Origin of the sequence: Ahrensia sp. R2A130 (assembly GCF_000179775.1) — a bacterium.
Classification (GTDB): domain Bacteria; phylum Pseudomonadota; class Alphaproteobacteria; order Rhizobiales; family Rhizobiaceae; genus Pseudahrensia.
Genome location: NZ_AEEB01000003.1, coordinates 185,723 through 203,628 on the forward strand (window position 1 = coordinate 185,723; position 17,906 = coordinate 203,628).

At 56.7% G+C, this 17,906-nt stretch carries 16 protein-coding genes; 12 read left to right on the forward strand and 4 right to left on the reverse strand.

Annotation, left to right across the window (positions count from 1 at the left end):
- Positions 1-50: 50 nt before the first annotated feature.
- Together R2A130_RS01645 and R2A130_RS01650 are read right to left on the reverse strand one after the other, a co-directional pair.
- Positions 51-839, reverse strand: coding sequence for a ferritin-like domain-containing protein (locus R2A130_RS01645; protein ID WP_050786057.1), 789 nt, complete (start codon positions 837-839; stop codon positions 51-53).
- A gap of 136 nt (positions 840-975) precedes the next feature.
- Positions 976-1,437, reverse strand: a complete 462-nt coding sequence (locus R2A130_RS01650) for a peroxiredoxin (RefSeq protein ID WP_009463100.1) — start codon at positions 1,435-1,437, stop codon at positions 976-978.
- Positions 1,438-1,648: 211 nt separating this feature from the next.
- Between R2A130_RS01650 and R2A130_RS01655 the strand changes: the two genes are divergently transcribed.
- Positions 1,649-5,026 (forward strand): RNA-binding region RNP-1, encoded by a 3,378-nt coding sequence (locus tag R2A130_RS01655; RefSeq protein WP_009463102.1) that lies wholly within the window; start codon positions 1,649-1,651, stop codon positions 5,024-5,026.
- A 23-nt stretch (positions 5,027-5,049) separates the two neighbouring features.
- Here the strand turns inward: R2A130_RS01655 and tyrS are convergent, their stop codons facing one another.
- Positions 5,050-6,300 (reverse strand): tyrosine--tRNA ligase, encoded by a 1,251-nt coding sequence (gene tyrS / locus R2A130_RS01660; protein WP_009463104.1) that lies wholly within the window; start codon positions 6,298-6,300, stop codon positions 5,050-5,052.
- An 83-nt stretch (positions 6,301-6,383) separates the two neighbouring features.
- Between tyrS and R2A130_RS01665 the strand changes: the two genes are divergently transcribed.
- Both R2A130_RS01665 and R2A130_RS01670 read left to right on the forward strand, forming a co-directional pair.
- The gene (locus R2A130_RS01665) at positions 6,384-7,520 is read left to right on the forward strand and encodes an anhydro-N-acetylmuramic acid kinase (protein ID WP_009463105.1); all 1,137 of its coding nucleotides are present in this window, start codon (positions 6,384-6,386) and stop codon (positions 7,518-7,520) included.
- Between the two features lie 93 nt (positions 7,521-7,613).
- Positions 7,614-8,267 (forward strand): hypothetical protein, encoded by a 654-nt coding sequence (locus R2A130_RS01670; protein ID WP_009463106.1) that lies wholly within the window; start codon positions 7,614-7,616, stop codon positions 8,265-8,267.
- 87 nt (positions 8,268-8,354) lie between these two features.
- On the opposite strand, the gene R2A130_RS01675 is transcribed toward R2A130_RS01670, so the two are convergent.
- Positions 8,355-9,038 carry an alpha/beta hydrolase gene (locus R2A130_RS01675; protein WP_009463107.1) on the reverse strand — a complete coding sequence of 228 codons (684 nt, stop codon included), beginning with the start codon at positions 9,036-9,038 and terminating at the stop codon, positions 8,355-8,357.
- 278 nt (positions 9,039-9,316) lie between these two features.
- Between R2A130_RS01675 and R2A130_RS01680 the strand changes: the two genes are divergently transcribed.
- The 9 genes from R2A130_RS01680 (at position 9,317) to lipA (ending at position 17,905) form a co-directional block, all read left to right on the forward strand.
- The gene (locus R2A130_RS01680; protein ID WP_009463108.1) at positions 9,317-10,531 is read left to right on the forward strand and encodes a cysteine desulfurase family protein; all 1,215 of its coding nucleotides are present in this window, start codon (positions 9,317-9,319) and stop codon (positions 10,529-10,531) included.
- Positions 10,532-10,555: 24 nt separating this feature from the next.
- Positions 10,556-12,094 carry a Fe-S cluster assembly protein SufB gene (gene sufB, locus R2A130_RS01685; protein ID WP_009463109.1) on the forward strand — a complete coding sequence of 513 codons (1,539 nt, stop codon included), beginning with the start codon at positions 10,556-10,558 and terminating at the stop codon, positions 12,092-12,094.
- A 374-nt stretch (positions 12,095-12,468) separates the two neighbouring features.
- Positions 12,469-13,224, forward strand: a complete 756-nt coding sequence (sufC, locus tag R2A130_RS01695) for a Fe-S cluster assembly ATPase SufC (protein ID WP_009463110.1) — start codon at positions 12,469-12,471, stop codon at positions 13,222-13,224.
- A gap of 2 nt (positions 13,225-13,226) precedes the next feature.
- Positions 13,227-14,498 carry a Fe-S cluster assembly protein SufD gene (gene sufD / locus R2A130_RS01700; protein ID WP_009463111.1) on the forward strand — a complete coding sequence of 424 codons (1,272 nt, stop codon included), beginning with the start codon at positions 13,227-13,229 and terminating at the stop codon, positions 14,496-14,498.
- On the forward strand, positions 14,491-15,717 hold the full coding sequence (locus tag R2A130_RS01705; protein WP_009463112.1) for a cysteine desulfurase: 1,227 nt from the start codon (positions 14,491-14,493) through the stop codon (positions 15,715-15,717). The genes sufD and R2A130_RS01705 overlap by 8 nt, the downstream gene beginning before the upstream one ends.
- Positions 15,714-16,142 (forward strand): SUF system Fe-S cluster assembly protein, encoded by a 429-nt coding sequence (locus R2A130_RS01710; protein WP_009463113.1) that lies wholly within the window; start codon positions 15,714-15,716, stop codon positions 16,140-16,142. Before R2A130_RS01705 ends, R2A130_RS01710 begins: the two co-directional genes overlap by 4 nt.
- A 56-nt stretch (positions 16,143-16,198) precedes the next feature.
- On the forward strand, positions 16,199-16,567 hold the full coding sequence (gene sufA, locus R2A130_RS01715; protein WP_009463114.1) for a Fe-S cluster assembly scaffold SufA: 369 nt from the start codon (positions 16,199-16,201) through the stop codon (positions 16,565-16,567).
- 105 nt (positions 16,568-16,672) lie between these two features.
- Complete coding sequence (locus R2A130_RS01720; RefSeq protein WP_009463115.1) at positions 16,673-16,924, forward strand: GlsB/YeaQ/YmgE family stress response membrane protein; 252 nt, start codon at positions 16,673-16,675, stop codon at positions 16,922-16,924.
- Between the two features lie 24 nt (positions 16,925-16,948).
- Positions 16,949-17,905 (forward strand): lipoyl synthase, encoded by a 957-nt coding sequence (gene lipA / locus R2A130_RS01725; RefSeq protein WP_009463116.1) that lies wholly within the window; start codon positions 16,949-16,951, stop codon positions 17,903-17,905.
- The last annotated feature ends 1 nt before the right edge of the window (position 17,906 follow it).

The window sequence follows — 17,906 nt, forward strand, 5'->3', positions numbered from 1 at the left end:
CAGATCGTGGTTAACCGAGGGTTTCCAGTTTCGCGTTCAGGTTGTGAAATTCATGTTCCCGCGCTTGAAAGTGCACGATAAAATCCTGGTGTCAGGCCGGCTCGAGCCCGTGCCAGATCGTTGAAAGGCGGTTTGAGTGGTCCACGGAAATGCAGACGAACAAGACGTTGAAATTCATGGGAAGGAGAGATGCCACGCCGCAGACACAGGAAGCGAAACCACTTGGCACCCACAGCAACATGGCCTTCTTCGTCGCGGTAGATGATTTCGAAAATACGACGGCTATCGTGGTCGCCCACCTCATCCATTTGCCGCAGCAGCGACGGCGTTATGTCCAACCCTCGCGCTTCCAAAATTAGGGGGACGACGGCAAGGCGAGCGTCGAGTGAATGCCCGGTTTCCTGCGCTGCTTCCCATAGGCCGTCATGGGCATCGAGGTCGCCATATGCACCGCCAATTTGGGCAAGACGTTCGCGCAACAGGCTGAAATGCTTGGCTTCTTCCAGCGCCACGCGCATCCAGCCATCGTAGAAGGAACGCGGCATCTGATGTTTAGGATCGCAAAAACGTGCGACCACATCCAGAGCCAGATCAATGGCGTTCAACTCGATATGCGCGATGGCATGAAGCAGCGCGAAGCGGCCCTTTTCAGACCGCAACGACCGCCTCTTCAGTTGCGAAGGAGCAACGAGATTTGGCTGTTCAGGTCGTCCGGGGCGCGAAGGGACTGGCAGGGCGACATCGCCACCCGGACCGATGCCGCCGGAGAACCAACCCCACGCAGCTTGTCGGGTAAGGGATATTTTATCGTCGAGGTTGGCCGCAGACAGGGCGGCGATGGCGGCAGATTTTAATGTGGAGGCCCTGCCTGATGCAGGAAGCTCTTGCCAGCGTTCCGGCCATTCATCCGGTGTGAAAAGCCGATCCCGCAAGGAATTGATAGACAAGGAACTGACTGAATTATCGAGTAAGGAGTTATCCAAAGTGGCTGCGCGCGGCCTCTAGCACAGCGTCCACGTGGCCCTTCACGCGAACCTTGTGCCACGCCTCAAGCACTTTGCCGTCGGCATCGACGAGGAAAGTGCAACGAACGACGCCCATATATGTCTTGCCGTACATGCTCTTTTCTTGCCACACGCCCCATGCAGCCAGCGTTTCGGTGTCCGGGTCAGCAGCAAGCGTGATGCCGAGATCGTGCTTGGCGGTAAATTTGTCATGTTTGGCCGCCGTATCGGGCGACATACCGATAATATCCACGCCGAGAGCTTCAAAATCGCCCTTGGTACCGGTGAATTCTTTGGCCTCGGTGGTGCAGCCCGGAGTGTCATCCTTGGGGTAGAAATAGACCACCGCAGGTTTGCCGGAAGGGAATTTCGCACGCCCGCCGCTCTGCGCTTCTAGATCAAAGGCCGGTGCCGTATCGCCAACGTTAAGCATTTTCGTGTTCCACTTCGTTTGCCCAAACTATCACCACACTGTTTGGCAAAATAAACGGGGCTTGTAACCCTGCGCAAATGCCGCGCTTTTCAAGCGCTTGAAGGCGAGCTTCTGATTTGAGCCTGATGATGCTCGCGACTAGTGTCGTGGCAGGCTGGGTAAAGCTGATTCGCTGTCGGACAAGTCTGGCATAGGGGTGACGAACGCGGACATGATTGACGAGACGACCCTTGAACAACGGCCTGATCTTGCGCGTTTTCCGTCCGCGCAAGCCCAAACAGGTGCGCCGGTTGAAAAAGGCGCGCGCGACAGGTCGGGTAAGCCCAATCGCGCGGTGCGTTTCGTGGGTCGCTCGTTGGTTGTTTTGTTCATCGCTTTTGCCTGCATAGGTGGCGTGCTGTTCTACGCCCTGACGCAGGGGGGCGTTTCGAACGAGCAAATGCGCGCGCAGTTGGAAAGCAGATTGTCCGCAGCTCTTGGGCCGTCGCTCACTGCAAAATTAGGTGAAACCGAAGTTGCGGTAGGGCGCGGCGGACTGTTGTCATTGGGAGCTTCTGATGCCCGTATCGTGGACGCCGCCTCCCGCACGTTAACGGCAGCTTCGCGTGTTGATGCAGAACTCGACCTTTGGGAATTGATGCAGGGGCGTATTCAGGCCCGATCCGTCAGTATTGCAGGTGGTGCATTGGATGTGTCGGCATTTGCAGTTCCTGAAACGGCGCAGCAGCCCGCCTCCGCGTGGTCAGGAGCGCTGGATTTCGAAAAGGCGCTGCGTCAACTCGGATCGGCGCTCGACAACATTGTCGCGTCCATCGACCGCGCTGGTCTGAAACAGTTTGACCTCAACAATGTGAAGCTTCTGGGATTGGACGCATTTCCGATAAACACCGGTCGCGCTGCGGTTAAACAACTTCGCATAACGCGAAAAACAGGCGCAGGCGCGAACCTGTCCGGTGTCCTGCTGATCAACGAAAGAGACATTCCATTTTCCGCGTCGTGGAAGCCGCAGGCCACCGGTGAAAAGCGGGTCACCGTCAGTATCGACAGGCTGACCGTCGCCGATTTCAATTCTCAATCCGAGGTGACGGCTGGCTTCAAATTGGAGATCGACGCGCCTTTCGATGCAGATGGTAAACCGCTGGAAGCGGTCGCCAAACTGGATGTCGATGGTCTCGACGTGCCCTACGTGAAAGGGCGGACACTGGTGAAGGGAGGAAGCGGTGTTCTCAACTTGCGCCTGCTCCCGAACAAGAACCAGATCGAACTCGATCGTTCGCCGATGCGATTTGCATCGTCTGATGCTGTTCTGTTGGGTGGATTGCGATTGCCGCGAAATTCCGATGATCCACAGCCGCCACGCTTCGAACTTATCGCCAATAACGTCGCGGCATATGGCTTGCTGGATGGCACGAAACGTCAACGCGCGGCTATGCAACTGGACGGGCGTTGGGAAGCTGCGAACCAGACCATCGTCGCTGACAAGATAGCGATCAAGACGCCCGATGGTTTGCTGGAGGGGGACGGCAGTTTGACGTTCAGCCCTCAAGGTCCAGCTGCAAAAGCAAACCTGACTATCGCTTCGATGCCTGTCGCTCAGCTGAAGCAATTCTGGCCGGATTATCTTGCGCCAAAAGTGCGTGAATGGATTTCCGATGGTGTAGTCGGCGGAACAATCACCAACGCCCTCGTTGAGGTGGACCTACCGGCTGGCGTGTTGGGCAAGGACGAGTTGTACACGGCTGAACATCTGGCCGTCAGTCTTCCTATTTCCGGTTCTCGTGTGAAGACCGCTGGAGCCATTCCCGATATCGAGAATGCTACGGCCGTCGTGCTGTTGGCCGGTACGCGCACGACGATTGATTTGTCGACAGGCACCGCAGATCTTGGCAAATCCGGTACGTTGCAGGTTGGCCCATCGCGCCTGACATTCGGCAGCTACACCAATCCCGACCTGCCTATGAATCTCGACCTCACCTTGGACGGTCCGCTTCGGGCGTTGGCGACCCTGGGTTCTCGCAAGCCATTGGGTGTGACTAAAAAAATTGGCCTTGATGCCAATGCCCTGAGCGGTAACGCCAGCGCTCAAATCGACCTTGATATGATCATGCACAAAGGCGGCAAGATCGATCCGGGCGAATGGAACGCCGACATTCGCTTGCGCAATGCGGCTTCTACGAAACCTATTGCAGGTCGCGTTTTCAATGACGGCGACTTGACCATCAAGGCAGATCGGCAGCAGGCGCAAATCAACGGAACAGCGCTAATCGATGGTTCGAAGACCGAAGTTGCCATGGTGCAGCCAACCGACGGTTCCGGCGGCGGCACAGGCTCGTTCAAGCTGACCCTGAGCGACAAACAGCGCGAGAAAATGGGCATTTCCACCGGCGGTCTGCTTAATGGTCCCATAACCGTAGAGGTGCAGCGTAGGCCCGATGGAAACAGCAAGATTGTTGCGAATCTAAAGCGTGCAGAACTGTCTCTGCCTTGGATCGGATGGCGTAAGGGTGAGGGCATCACGGCGACGGCCAGCTTCGATTTGCGCCAGCGCGGTGACACGACGAGTGTCAGCAATCTTCGCCTCAAGGGTGACGGGTTTTCCGCGCAGGGCGAGATCACGCTGGCCGGTAATGCCTTCCGAAAAGCCCGGTTTAAAAACGTAAAACTGAACCGCACAGACGATTTCGATGTTGCCGTGTCCAGCACAGGTGCAGGCCGCTACGACGTCAATATCGACGCGCAGTCTTATGATGCCAGATCACTGATCCGTGGATTTTTTGCAAAAGGTAAAGGCACCGCCGCCGGCAAGGGAGCGCAGGTTGCGGTGGCCGCAAACATAGGGCGCATGATCGGTTTTCGACGCGAAACCATGAGCAGTGTCACCGTTGAATTCCGGCAGCGTGGCTCCACAATCACGAAGGCCGTGGTCACCGGTCTTTCTGCAGGCAACACGCCAACAGCGTTTTCTCTGCAGCCGGTAAAGGGCGGAATGGAAACCACCATCGCATCCGCCAATGCGGGCTCTATGCTGCGCTTTCTCGATCTTTATACAAAGGTGCAGGGCGGTCGCATCGAAGCGCGTTTGGTGCGGGATAAGAACCAGGTCTATCGCGGCACGGTGAAAGCCTACGATTTCACTCTCAACAACGAGCCGCGTCTCGCTAAGCTATTGAAAAAGCCATCAGCTCCGCGTGACTTGGAAAACCGCGATCAGATTGTTCGTGAACTTAGCAAAATACCGACGCAAAACGCCCGTGTTGATGAGTTGACGGCGGTCGTGGAGAAGGGGCCGAAATCGCTCTACATCCGAAAGGGTCGACTGACAGGTGGCGATGCCAGTGCGGCTTTTGAGGGCCGTGTTTATGATGCGGCCAACAACATGAAAATTTCCGGCACTTTTTTGCCAGGCCGTGGCCTCAACCGGCTGGTTTCAAAGATTCCGATTCTTGGTCTGGCCTTCGGGCGCGGCAAGGTGAATGGCCTGCTGGGCATCACATTCCAGCTGGCAGGCCGCTACGGAAACCCGCGCTTGCAGGTCAATCCGCTTTCGATAATTGCGCCCGGCGTGTTCCGCCAGCTGTTCCGTTTCTGATAACTCGGAGCGAGTGGGTCTAACTATTCGGGGCGGATCAGGACGTGGCGCTTTTTGCCGAAGGACAGTTTCACAGCGCCATCGGTGAGGAAGGATTTGTCCAACATCATGCGTTCATCTGAGACCGCCTGATCGTTGACCTTCACCGCGCCGCCCTTGATGTGCCGGCGTGCTTCACCATTCGATCCGGCAAGTCCGGCGGTAACGAGAAGGCCCAGAATACCCGTGCCAGCTTCGAAATCCCCAGCGGGTACAGATATGGTAGGAAGGTCGGCAGAAACTGTTCCTTGCTCGAAAGTCTGCCGTGCCGTTTCCGCTGCTTTTTCTGCAGCATCGCGGCCATGTACCATCGCGGTTGTTTCTGTCGCCAGCACTTTTTTGGCGTCGTTCAACTCATTACCTTCAAGTGCTGAAAGGCGCGCGATTTCATCCATCGGCAGGGTCGTGAACAGCTTCAGGAAGCGCGGCACATCAGCGTCTTCGGTGTTGCGCCAATATTGCCAGAAATCGAAAACCGGCAGCATGTCTTCGTTCATCCACACCGCGCCGGAGGCGGATTTGCCCATCTTCGCGCCTGACGATGTGGTCAACAGTGGCGAGGTGAGCGCGTATAATTGAGGCGTGCCGGAGCGACGACCGAGATCGACGCCGGACAGGATATTGCCCCACTGGTCCGAACCACCGATCTGAAGGCGGCAATCATAGCGGCGGCTTAATTCCACATAGTCGTAGGCCTGCAGGCACATGTAGTTGAATTCGAGAAAGGACAGGTGCTGTTCGCGGTCCAGCCGGGTCTTCACGGAATCACGCGCCAGCATCGCGTTGACCGACAGGTGTTTACCGTAGTCGCGCAGGAACTCGACATAGTTCAGGTCCAGCAACCAGTCGGCATTGTCCGCCATGATCGCATCGTTCTTGCCGTCGCCGAAGGTCAGGAAAGGATCGAAGCATTTCTGGATGGACGTCTTGTTGTCGGCGATGATCTCCGCCGTCATCATCTGGCGCGACTCGTCCTTGCCGGAAGGGTCGCCCACCATGGTGGTGCCGCCACCCATCAAAGCGACGGGGCGGTGGCCGGTCTGCTGGAACCAGTGCAGCAGCATGATTTGCGTCATGGAGCCGACATGCAGGGACTTCGCGGTTGCATCAAAGCCGATATAGGCCGTCACGACTTCCTTGGTCAGCAGATCGTCGAGACCGGTCTCGTCTGAAATCTGGTGAATGAAGCCGCGCTCGTCGAGCGTTGCGAGAAAATCGGATTTGAAGCGGGACATGGGTGCATAATCGGTTGTGGACGTCGCCGGTGTGCTACACCACCAGCCGAACCTGTCCAACCCGCAGCGCAACGAGGCTTGAAATGAAAACTGCAATCGGCCTGATGAGCGGCACATCGATGGACGGTATCGATGCCGCGTTGGTGCGAACGGATGGGCGTAACGCGGTGCAAATGGGCGTGGCGATTGAGCGGCCCTATTCACCGGCCACGCGCAAACGGATCGAGGCTGCGCTTGAAGATGCGAAGGTTATCCAACACCGCGATGAACGTCCGGCAGTGATTGCAGAGTTGGAAGTGGAACTAACTGAACTCCATGTGGACGCGACATTCCATTTGTTGGAAAAAGCGAAACTTCACCCGTCTGAAGTCGATCTTCTGGGCTTCCACGGCCAGACCGTCCTGCATCGCCCTGATGTCGCGCTCACCGTACAGATCGGTGATGGACAGGCACTGGCTGATGTCACCGGTATCGACACCGTCTTCGATATGCGCGCCGCTGATATGGAGTCGGGCGGGCAAGGCGCGCCGCTGGTGCCCGTGTTCCATCAAGCGCTGGCGTTCGGGCTGAAACTCGATGAGCCGGTGGCCTTCGTTAATATCGGCGGCATTTCCAACATCAGCTATGTCGATGGCGATGATCTGATCGCATTCGATTGCGGCCCGGGCAACGCGCTTATCGACCAGTGGGTGCATAACGGTGCAGGCGTGCCTTTCGACCAGGGTGGCGCGATTGCCAGCGAGGGAGGCGTGGTGGCGTCCGTGGTCGAGCGCTACATGGCATCGCCTTACTTCGAACTGGATTCACCGAAGTCACTGGATCGACTCGATTTTGCAGCGTTGGAAACAAGTGCCGCAGGCCTTCACGATGGCGCGCGCACTCTGGCGCATGTTACGGCTAAAGCGATCTACCGCTCGGTCGACCATTTGCCGAAGCGGCCCAAGACCTGGATTTTGTGCGGCGGCGGAAGGTTGAACCCGAGCATAGTGGGTGATCTATCAGCCATGGCAGATCATGACGGAGCAACCGTCCAACTGGCTGACAAGCTCGGCCTAGACGGCGATATGCTGGAAGCACAAGCTTTCGCCTATCTCGCAGTGCGAAGCGTTGAAGGCCTGCCGCTAACCTTCCCCGAAACAACCGGTTGCGCCGAGCCAACCACGGGTGGCGTGCTGGCCCGGCATTTGAAAAGTCCGGTTCAACCTGAGGATGAAAATTAGCCGCCCGTTAATCGTCCTTAGCAGCCTTCGGTCAACATGTCGCAGCTAGGTTTGCTCCCGAAATGAACTCTATATCGGGCAGGGGCGACCGCCATGAAGTACATTCTGACAATGCTGGCAGCGATCTTCATCCTGCCAACCCTTCTTCCAACAGATGCAGATGCAAAGCGTCGCGGCGGTTTTAGTTCGCGGTCCAGCAAGAAGGTCAGGGTGATCCCAATCATCATACCTATGAGCCGTGGTAGCAGCGATGTCGTCTTCGTGCGCGAATTGCCCGATATCGAGAACTTCAAGAGAGAGGGCCGCTACTTTGATCTCGGTTGGAAACACGGCTTCTTTGGCGGCGGAGAATGGGTCGGCTATTTTAGCAAGCCTACCCGCGGCTATGTCGAGGTGAACCAGAAAGTTGTTGTCGAAAAGCTATTGCCAGCCTTGGGTATGACCGCCGTCGACGCACCTGCAAAAGCATCCAGTTTCGATGGGGTCAGCATGGGGTCTGCCTGGTCTGGCATAAAAGACATCTGGCCATTCGGCTTTGTCATGACATTCGTGATGGGGTTTGTAGCGCTCGCCATGGCATCAAATGCTCACAAGAAGTGGCAGCAGAATCGGGCCATCGACAAAGAGCTGGCGAAGCACGGCATCTCCAGAGCGCAATACGACGCTCACCGAGCAGCTGCTCAAGAACCTCAAGCTGCCTCAGCAGGGTTTGGCAATCGCAAGAACTTTGGTCGCGCCAGCGCCTAACTGCAGAATAGGTCAAACGCAAAAGGCCCGGATGGTATTTCCATCCGGGCCTTTTGCTTAATTTTAAATCTGTGCTTCAGGGGTGATCTAGCGCAGCAACATCGTCTCTTCGATGCCGCCTTCGATGAGACCCAAGCGTTTGTCGAGGTAGATCTGGCACTCGTCCAGCAACTCGTCCTGATGGTCGGAGAAGAAGTGGTTGGCCCCGGGCAGAGTGATCTGCGTTGTGGTGATGCCCTTCTGCGAACGCAGCTTGTCCACCAGCGTTTGCACGTGTTCAGGGCGAGACACGCGGTCGTCTTCGCCGTGAATTATGAGGCCGGAAGACGGGCAAGGCGCGAGGAACGCGAAATCATAGACGTTCGGTTGCGGTGCGATAGAAATATAGCCTTCGATTTCCGGACGGCGCATCAAAAGCTGCATGCCGATCCATGAACCGAAGGAAAAGCCCGCGACCCAGCAGCCGGTCGAATCAGGATGAAGCGTCTGAATCCAATCGAGCGCAGCAGCTGCATCTGACAGTTCGCCAGCACCGTGGTCGAACTCGCCTTGGCTACGACCGACGCCGCGAAAGTTAAAACGAAGCGTCGTAAAGCCGCGTTCCTGAAACATGTAGAACAGCTTGTAGACGATCGGATGGTTCATCGTACCACCAAACTGCGGATGCGGATGCGGGTGCAGTATGATCGCGATGGGCGCGTTCTTGTCTTCAGACGGCTGGTAACGTGCTTCCAATCGGCCCTCGGGGCCGGTGAAGATAACTTCGGGCATAGTGTCTCCTGACAAATATCCGACTGCGACAAGTGCCGCCGCCAGACCCACAACGGCCAGCTACGGCTTGACGTGGGCAGGCGAGGTTCTTAACCTAGTTTAGAACAGTTCAAAACTTCGTACCGCGCCCCATTCGATGGGAAGCGTAGCGAAGAAAACGGGTTTTCAACGGCGCGTATACGCTAACGAAGCCCGGAATTTCAAGAAAATTGGACATGGCCAGCTTGAGCGACCATGTCCGGCAATCTCTAATCCTTCGAAAGTGCGCGAAACATACCGTGACCGGCCACCGTTTCTACCTTGATCACAATGCCAGTGCACCACTGCGCCCGGTCGCGCGTGATGCTATGGCGGCGGCTATGGATTGCACGGGAAACCCGTCTTCGATCCACGGTGAGGGGCGCTCTGCCCGCGCTATAGTAGAGCGTGCCCGGGCGCAGGTGGCAACGCTGGTTGGCGCAAAACCCGCTGGTGTGATCTTCACCAGCGGCGCGACGGAAGCTGCTGCATCAGCGCTTACACCACACATCTTCGTAGACGGCGAAGAGCGCATTGCACCGCGTTTGTATAGATCTGCGACCGAGCATCCTTGCGTTTTGGATAGCGGCCGTTTTTCTCCCCATGTTGTCTTTCCGCTTGCCGTTGATGAGCAGGGCCGACTGACCGACGAAACGCTGGACGCAATGTTCGAGGAGCATGACGATTCTTTCGGACCTCTGTTCGTCGCCGTGCAGTTGGTGAACAGCGAAACGGGTATCATTCAACAGGTGGATGAAATCGCCCGCAAAGTTCGCTTGCGCGGCGGGTTCACGCTCTGCGATGCCGTTCAGGCGGCAGGACGCATGCCAATCGACATCGCCACATTGGGTGTCGATTTTCTGATGCTGTCTGCCCACAAGATCGGCGGACCCGCTGGCGTCGGCGCGCTTGTGTTGGCTGCAGAAAACGTCCTGCCGCTCACTTTTATCGCTGGCGGCGGACAAGAAATGCGCCGTCGTGGCGGTACTGAAAACGTAGTCGGAATTGCTGGTTTCGGTGCTGCGGCTGAAGCTGCCGCCGCTGAAGCGCACGATGCCGCACATCTTTCCGACCTGCGGGACTCGACCGAAGCCGGTCTGATGTCCATATGCACATCTCAAGGCTGGAGTGAAAAACTCCACTTTTATGGTAGAGATGCGGAACGAACACCAAACGTCTGCTGTTTTGCCGTCGAGGGCATGGACGCGCAGACCGCGTTGATCGCTTTCGACCTGGCAGGCGTAGCGCTTTCGAGCGGCTCGGCCTGTTCGTCGGGTAAAGTTGGTGTGAGCCATGTTCTATCGGCGATGGGCGTCGATGCGGACATCGCAAAGGGCGCGCTTCGGGTCAGCTACGGCTGGAACAGCACGGCCAAAGATATGGACGCCTTTCTTATGGCGTTCGACAAAATTCTGTCGCGGGTCACTGTATTGCAGATGGCCCAGCAGCAAACACAACTGTCAGGCGCGGCATAAGCCGCCGCCAAAAGGAGAGATATTATGGTCGCCGTTCAGGAAACCATCGACACCGTCAAAACGCTGGAGATCGACCAGTACAAATACGGCTTCTCGACAGATATCGAGTCCGACAAGGCCCCAATCGGTCTCAACGAAGACACGATCCGCTTTATCTCCGCCAAGAAAGACGAGCCACAGTGGATGCTGGATTGGCGTCTGGAGGCGTTCGAGCGCTGGAAGACGATGACGGAGCCGGATTGGGCTCGGGTCGAGTACGATAAGATCGATTATCAGGACATCTACTACTACGCCGCCCCGAAGAATTTCGCGGAAGGTCCGAAGTCGCTCGACGAGGTTGATCCCGAACTGCTGCGAACCTATGAAAAGCTGGGTATTCCGCTGCGCGAACAGGAAGTGCTTTCCGGTGTCGCTGCAACGAAGGCTGCTCTTGCTGCTGAGGATGATCGCGAAGAAGATTTGGGTGACAACATCTATAAGTCCGGTCGCGTTGCGGTGGATGCCGTGTTCGACTCCGTGTCGGTTGTCACTACTTTCAAAGCAGAGTTGGCCAAAGCTGGTGTGATATTCTGTTCCATGTCGGAAGCCATCAAGGACCACCCCGAACTGGTGAAGAAATACCTGGCCACCGTTGTGCCGGTGTCGGACAATTATTTCGCCACGCTGAACTGCGCCGTCTTTACAGACGGCTCGTTTGTCTATGTGCCAAAGGGTGTTCGTTGCCCGATGGAACTGTCGACCTATTTCCGCATCAATGAAGAGAACACCGGCCAGTTCGAGCGCACGCTCATCATCGCCGAAGAGGGCTCTTACGTGTCCTATCTAGAAGGCTGCACGGCACCCCAGCGCGATGAAAACCAGCTGCACGCAGCTGTGGTCGAACTGATCGCCATGGATGATGCCGAGATCAAATATTCCACCGTTCAAAACTGGTATCCCGGTGATGAAAACGGCAAGGGCGGCATCTACAACTTCGTCACCAAACGTGCCGACTGCCGCGGCAAGAACTCAAAAGTTTCATGGACGCAGGTGGAAACCGGTTCAGCTGTCACGTGGAAATACCCAAGCTGCATCTTGCGCGGTGATGGTTCGCAGGGCGAGTTCTACTCCATCGCCGTGTCCAACGGCATGCAGCAGGTCGATAGCGGCACCAAGATGCTGCATATCGGCAAGAACACGACCAGCCGCATCATCTCCAAAGGCATTTCGGCGGGCCGCTCGTCGAACACCTATCGCGGTCAGGTCAACGTTGGCCGCCGCGCCAGTGACGCACGCAATTTCACCCAGTGCGACAGCCTGCTGATCGGCGACCGCTGCGGCGCACACACCGTGCCCTACATCGAAACCAAAAGCGCCTCAGCCCAGCTGGAGCACGAGGCGACGACAAGCAAAATCTCCGATGACCAGCTGTTCTACTGCCTCCAACGCGGAATACCGGAAGAAGAAGCGATCGCGCTGATCGTGAATGGCTTTGTGAAAGAAGTGATTCAGGAACTGCCGATGGAATTTGCCGTCGAAGCGCAGAAGCTGATTGGGATTTCGCTTGAGGGGAGTGTGGGGTGATGTTCTACTTCCAAAATCCACGCTGATCGCGCTGGTCGCGCTCAAAATAGCTTAGGAGCGCTGTTGCTGAGACGGACCAACAGGGGCGAATAAAATCAACGAGATTCCGATCTATAATGTTTGAGTGGGCTCGCAGAGAGAAGATAGAGCGAGAACGCCTTGGCCTCGCTCCTCAAGATATGGCCAAGCGTCGCAACCCACGGCTGAACAGGCGGATTACGTTGGTTCTGTTTATCCCCACACTAGTTTCTGTTTGGCGGGGGTGGCCTGAAGGCGACGGCAAATTCTACTGGGCGTTAGTTTTAATCGCGCCATTTCTTTTTCTCTCGATCGTTCGAGATACCTGGATTATCTACAAGAAAGACCTCTAGTTCATGCTTGAAATCAAAAACCTCCACGTCCGCATCGCGGAAGATGAAACGGAAATTCTTCGCGGATTAAACCTGTCGGTGAAGGCTGGCGAAGTGGCTGCGATCATGGGGCCGAACGGCTCTGGCAAGTCCACGCTGTCCTACGTTTTGTCCGGCAAGGACGACTACGAGGTCACCGAAGGCTCGATCACTTATATGGGTGAAGACCTGCTGGAAATGGACGTAGCCGAACGCGCAGCTGCCGGCGTGTTTCTGGCCTTCCAGTACCCCGTCGAAATTCCCGGTGTGCCGACGCTGACCTTCCTGAAGGAAGCCATGAACGCCCAGCGCAAGCAGCGCGGCGAGGATGAGCTGACCACGCCGGATTTCATCAAGCGCGTGCGGGGCGCAGCCAAGGACCTCGAGATCGACTTCAATATGCTGAAGCGCCCGGTCAATGTCGGCTTTTCCGGTGGTGAAAAGAAGCGTGCGGAAATTCTGCAGATGGGCCTGCTGGAGCCAAAACTCTGCGTGCTCGACGAGACTGATTCCGGCCTTGATATTGACGCGCTGAAAGTGGTTTCCGATGGCGTAAACCACCTGCGCGACCCTAACCGCGCCGTGATCGTCATCACTCACTACCAGCGTCTGCTCGACCATATCGTGCCGGACAGCGTGCATGTTCTGTCGAAGGGCCGCATCGTAAAATCCGGCGACAAGGATCTCGCCTTGGAACTGGAAGCCAAAGGCTATGCCGACATCATCGCGGCGGCGGCGTAACCATGACAGCCCATTCCCCCCGCATTCTCACCGAAGGCGAAACATCGCTTATCGATGCAGTGGCCCGCAGCACATTTGATGGCGACACCTCGGCCCGCAAGGCTGCCGTGGACGCAATTGAAGCCAACGGCCTGCCAACCCGCCGCGTGGAATATTACCACTACACAGACCTGCGCGCGCTGCTGAAGGGCGGGTTCGAACCTGCCGCTCCCGTGTCGGAAGAGGTTGCCCGCGATGCTGGCAAACCTTATCCGCGTCTGGCATCCGACGCCTGCGTGCTGCATTTCCGCGACGGCTATTACCACGATTTTGGCGAAGCATTGCCTGCCGGAATTTCGGTAACGGACGGTCTGCCGGAAGCGCCAAGTGCGACCAGCAATGCTGACGCCACATCGCTCATCAATGCTGCTGTCGCCATCGGCGGCGTGACTGTCGAGATCGCCGATGGCGTAGAAGTCGACCGCGTGTTGGGCCTTGCCCACGCACAAACCGGCGCTGCCAACACAGCCTCCGGTACACGCTTTGCGGTTAACGCTGGCGCAGGCTCCAAAGCCACCGTCATCGAACGCGCTTGCGGTCCGAACGGTAACGGTTACCTCAACTCGTCCCACGTCGACATTACAGTGGGCGAGGGCGCTACGCTGACCTATATCCTGTCCATCGAAGAGGGCGACGCCGCATCCCGCATGGGGCGCTTGACCGTGGACCTCGGCAAAGACGCCACGATCAACCTTTTCGTTCTGAACGCTGGCGGTAAGCTGGTGCGGCAGGAAATCGTGTTCGATTGCCGGGGCGAGGGCGGGCACGTCGAAATCGCTGGCATCAATCTTGTCGGTGGTGAAGCCCACATCGACGTCACATCTACGATCAACCACCACGTCGCCAACACAACGGCAAACGAGCTGTTCCGTAACGTGTGCACCGGTCGCGGTCGCGGCGTGTTTCAGGGCCAGATCAACGTTGCACAACCCGCGCAGCTGACAGACGCGAAGATGGCCTGCAACACATTGCTGCTTTCGGACGATTGTGATTTTTCCGCAAAGCCTGAACTCGAAATCTTTGCTGATGACGTGCAGTGCGGCCACGGCGCGACGGTCACTGATCTGGAGCCGAGCTACCTGTTCTACCTGATGGCGCGCGGCATTTCTGAAACACGCGCCCGCCGCCTGCTCATCAAAGCCTTCGTTGCCGAAGCCTTTGAGCCCATGGAAGACGAGAAACTGGAAGAGGCGCTGGAAGCCCGTATGGACGACTGGCTGGACGCAAATGTCTAACGCATACCCCATCGATCAAATTCGCGCTGATTTCCCGATCCTTAGTCGGGAAATTCACGGCAAACCGCTTGTCTATCTGGACAATGGTGCATCGGCGCAGAAGCCGACACAGGTGCTGGACGCCACGCGCCACGCCTATGAAAATGAATATGCCAACGTTCACCGTGGCCTGCATTTCTTATCGAATGCAGCGACCGACGCGTTTGAAGCTGCGCGCGGCAAGATGGCAAAATTCCTGAACGCACCGTCAGAAAACAACATTGTCTGGACCAGCGGCACGACGGACGCGATCAACCTGGTGGCCTATGGCTGGGCGATACCCCACATCGAGCCGGGTGACGAGATCGTTTTGTCGATCCTTGAGCACCACTCCAACATCGTGCCATGGCATTTTCTACGCGAGCGTCATGGCGCGGTGCTGAAATGGGTGGATTGTGATGAGAGCGGCGCGGTATCGCTGGAAGCCGTGGAAGCCGCCTGCACCGACCGAACCAAGCTGATTGCCATCACCCATATGTCGAACGTCACCGGCGGTGTGCTGCCGGTGAAAGAAATTTGCGCCATGGCCCGCGCGCGAGGCATTCGTACATTGATCGATGGTTCGCAGGGTGCTGTGCACATGCCGGTCGACGTGCAGGATATCGGTTGCGATTTTTACTGCATCACCGGTCATAAACTCTATGGCCCGTCGGGCATCGGCGCGCTGTATGGCACGGCTGAAGCCTTGGAAGAAACACGTCCCTTCAAGGGCGGCGGCGAGATGATCCTCGACGTCACCACCGATGGCGTAACCTATAACGACCCGCCGCACCGCTTTGAAGCAGGCACGCCGCCCATCGTTCAAGCCATCGGTTTGGGCGCTGCGCTCGACTATATGGAGAGCATCGGACGCGACGCGATTGCGGATCACGAGGCTGATCTGCGCGATTATTGCCGCGAGCAACTGCACGGTATCAACGCGCTGCGAATAATCGGCGATACGCCTGAAAAAGGCGCAATCTTCTCCTTTGAACTGGAAGGCGTTCACGCCCACGATGTGTCGATGGTCATCGACCGTTCAGGCGTCGCCGTGCGGGCTGGCACCCACTGCGCCCAGCCGCTGATGCAGCGTTTCGGCGTCACATCGACATGCCGGGCAAGCTTCGGCATGTACAACACCCGCGCAGAGGTCGATACTCTTGTGGAGAGCCTCGAGAAAGCACGGAAGTTTTTCGCATGACCGAGCAAGTAGCCGACACCGTACCAGAACATGTTCGTGATGACCTTCTGCCTGAAGGCGGGCCACACGTACCAAACGTCACAGATGGCAATGTCACCGCCATCGACGATGATGAATTGAAGCGGCTGACCCACGATATCATTGCTGCGTTGAAGACCGTCTATGATCCGGAAATTCCATCGGATGTGTATGAGATCGGTCTGATCTACCGCATCGACATAGACGACAACCGCATGGTCGACATCGACATGACGTTGACCGCACCCGGTTGCCCGGTGGCAGGCGAGATGCCCGGCTGGGTGGAAAACGCGGTCAGCCCTGTCGAGGGCGTGTCCGGCGTGAACGTCAACATGGTTTTCGATCCGCCATGGACGCCGGAACGGCTGTCCGAAGAAGCGCAGATCGCGCTTGGATGGTATGTCTAGCGTGCGTTTGAACATGGGCCGCATTGCCCCTATGTTCAAACAATAGGAGAGTCACAATGTCTCGTTTTGCAGTCATCACTTTAACAGATGCAGCTATCTCGCGCGTAGATGAAATCGTTGCCAACGCTGACGATGCCAAGGGTATTCGTATAGGCGTAAAAAATGGCGGTTGTGCCGGTATGGAATATACCGTCGATCTCGTAACGGCCCCGGAAGCGGGTGACGATGCCATTCCTGCAGGTGACAACACGGTGTTCATTGCACCACAAGCGGTTCTGTTCCTGCTCGGCACTCAAATGGATTTTGAGGTGACGAAATTGCGCTCAGGCTTTGTGTTCAACAATCCGAATCAGACATCAGCTTGTGGCTGCGGTGAAAGCGTGACGCTGATTGCTGCATCGCCTGATGCTTTGGAAGACGCTTAGCTGACAGTTGTTCTGTTGAAAATATGGAACCCAAGCGCTATCGCGGCGTTCGTGTGGCATGGTGTTACCCATCATTTCGATAAACAAATCAAAGGGTAGTTTAAGATGACAGGTCTTGGCTGGATTATGACGATCATTATCGGCGGTATCGCCGGTTTCATTGCAGAAAAAATCATGAAGGCCGATATGGGCCTGCTCGCGAATATCGGTCTCGGTATTCTTGGTGCGGTCGTTTTGAACTTCCTGCTTAGTTTGCTTGGCGTTTTTGCCGGCGGTGGCATTATTGTTCAGGGCATCGTTGCCGTTATCGGTGCATGTCTGCTTATCTGGGTCTATCGCGCTATCAAAAGCCGTTAGGTCGACTGTTGAAGAGGGGATGTCTTGGTAACGCTGCTTGATACGATCTCGGCTCCGAAGCCGAGACATCCCGAAAAAGAACACCGTCCGGACCAGCCTGCCGCGCCCAAGCGGCCTGACTGGATCCGCGTTCGTGCATCCAATTCGCCCGTTTACGAAGAAACCCGCCAGATCGTGAACAGCAACAAGCTGGTCACGGTGTGTGAAGAGGCGGGCTGCCCGAATATCGGCGAGTGTTGGTCGAAAAAGCACGCCACCATGATGATCATGGGCGACACCTGCACCCGCGCTTGTGCGTTTTGTAACGTGAAAACCGGCCGTCCCGACGCGCTGGATAGCGACGAGCCCAAGCGCGTTGCCGAAGCGGTGGCGCAGCTCGACCTCAACCATGTTGTCATAACATCGGTGGATCGCGACGATCTTGACGACGGCGGGGCAAGGCATATCGCCGACACCATTTACGCCATTCGAAATGCTTCGCCACGCACGACAGTCGAGGTTCTGACACCGGATTTCCTGCGCAAAGATGGTGCGTTGGAAATTGTCGTGGAAGCGAAACCTGACGTGTTCAACCACAACGTTGAAACCGTACCCGGCCGCTATCTCACGGTCCGCCCCGGTGCACGTTATTTCCATTCTTTGCGCTTGTTAGATCGGGTGAAGGAACTGGACCCGACTATGTTCACCAAATCCGGCCTAATGGTTGGCTTTGGCGAAACGCGCAACGAAGTGCTGCAATTGATGGATGATTTGCGTTCTGCGCAGGTCGATTTTCTGACCGTTGGCCAGTATCTGCAGCCGACCAAAAAGCACCACGCCATCGACCGCTACATCACACCCGATGAATTCAAATCTTACGAAACAGCGGCCTACGCCAAGGGCTTTCTCTTGGTCTCGTCCAGCCCTTTGACCCGGTCCAGCTACCACGCTGATGAAGATTTCGCCCGCTTGCGGGAAGCGCGGGACCAGCAGGCCGCCTGAT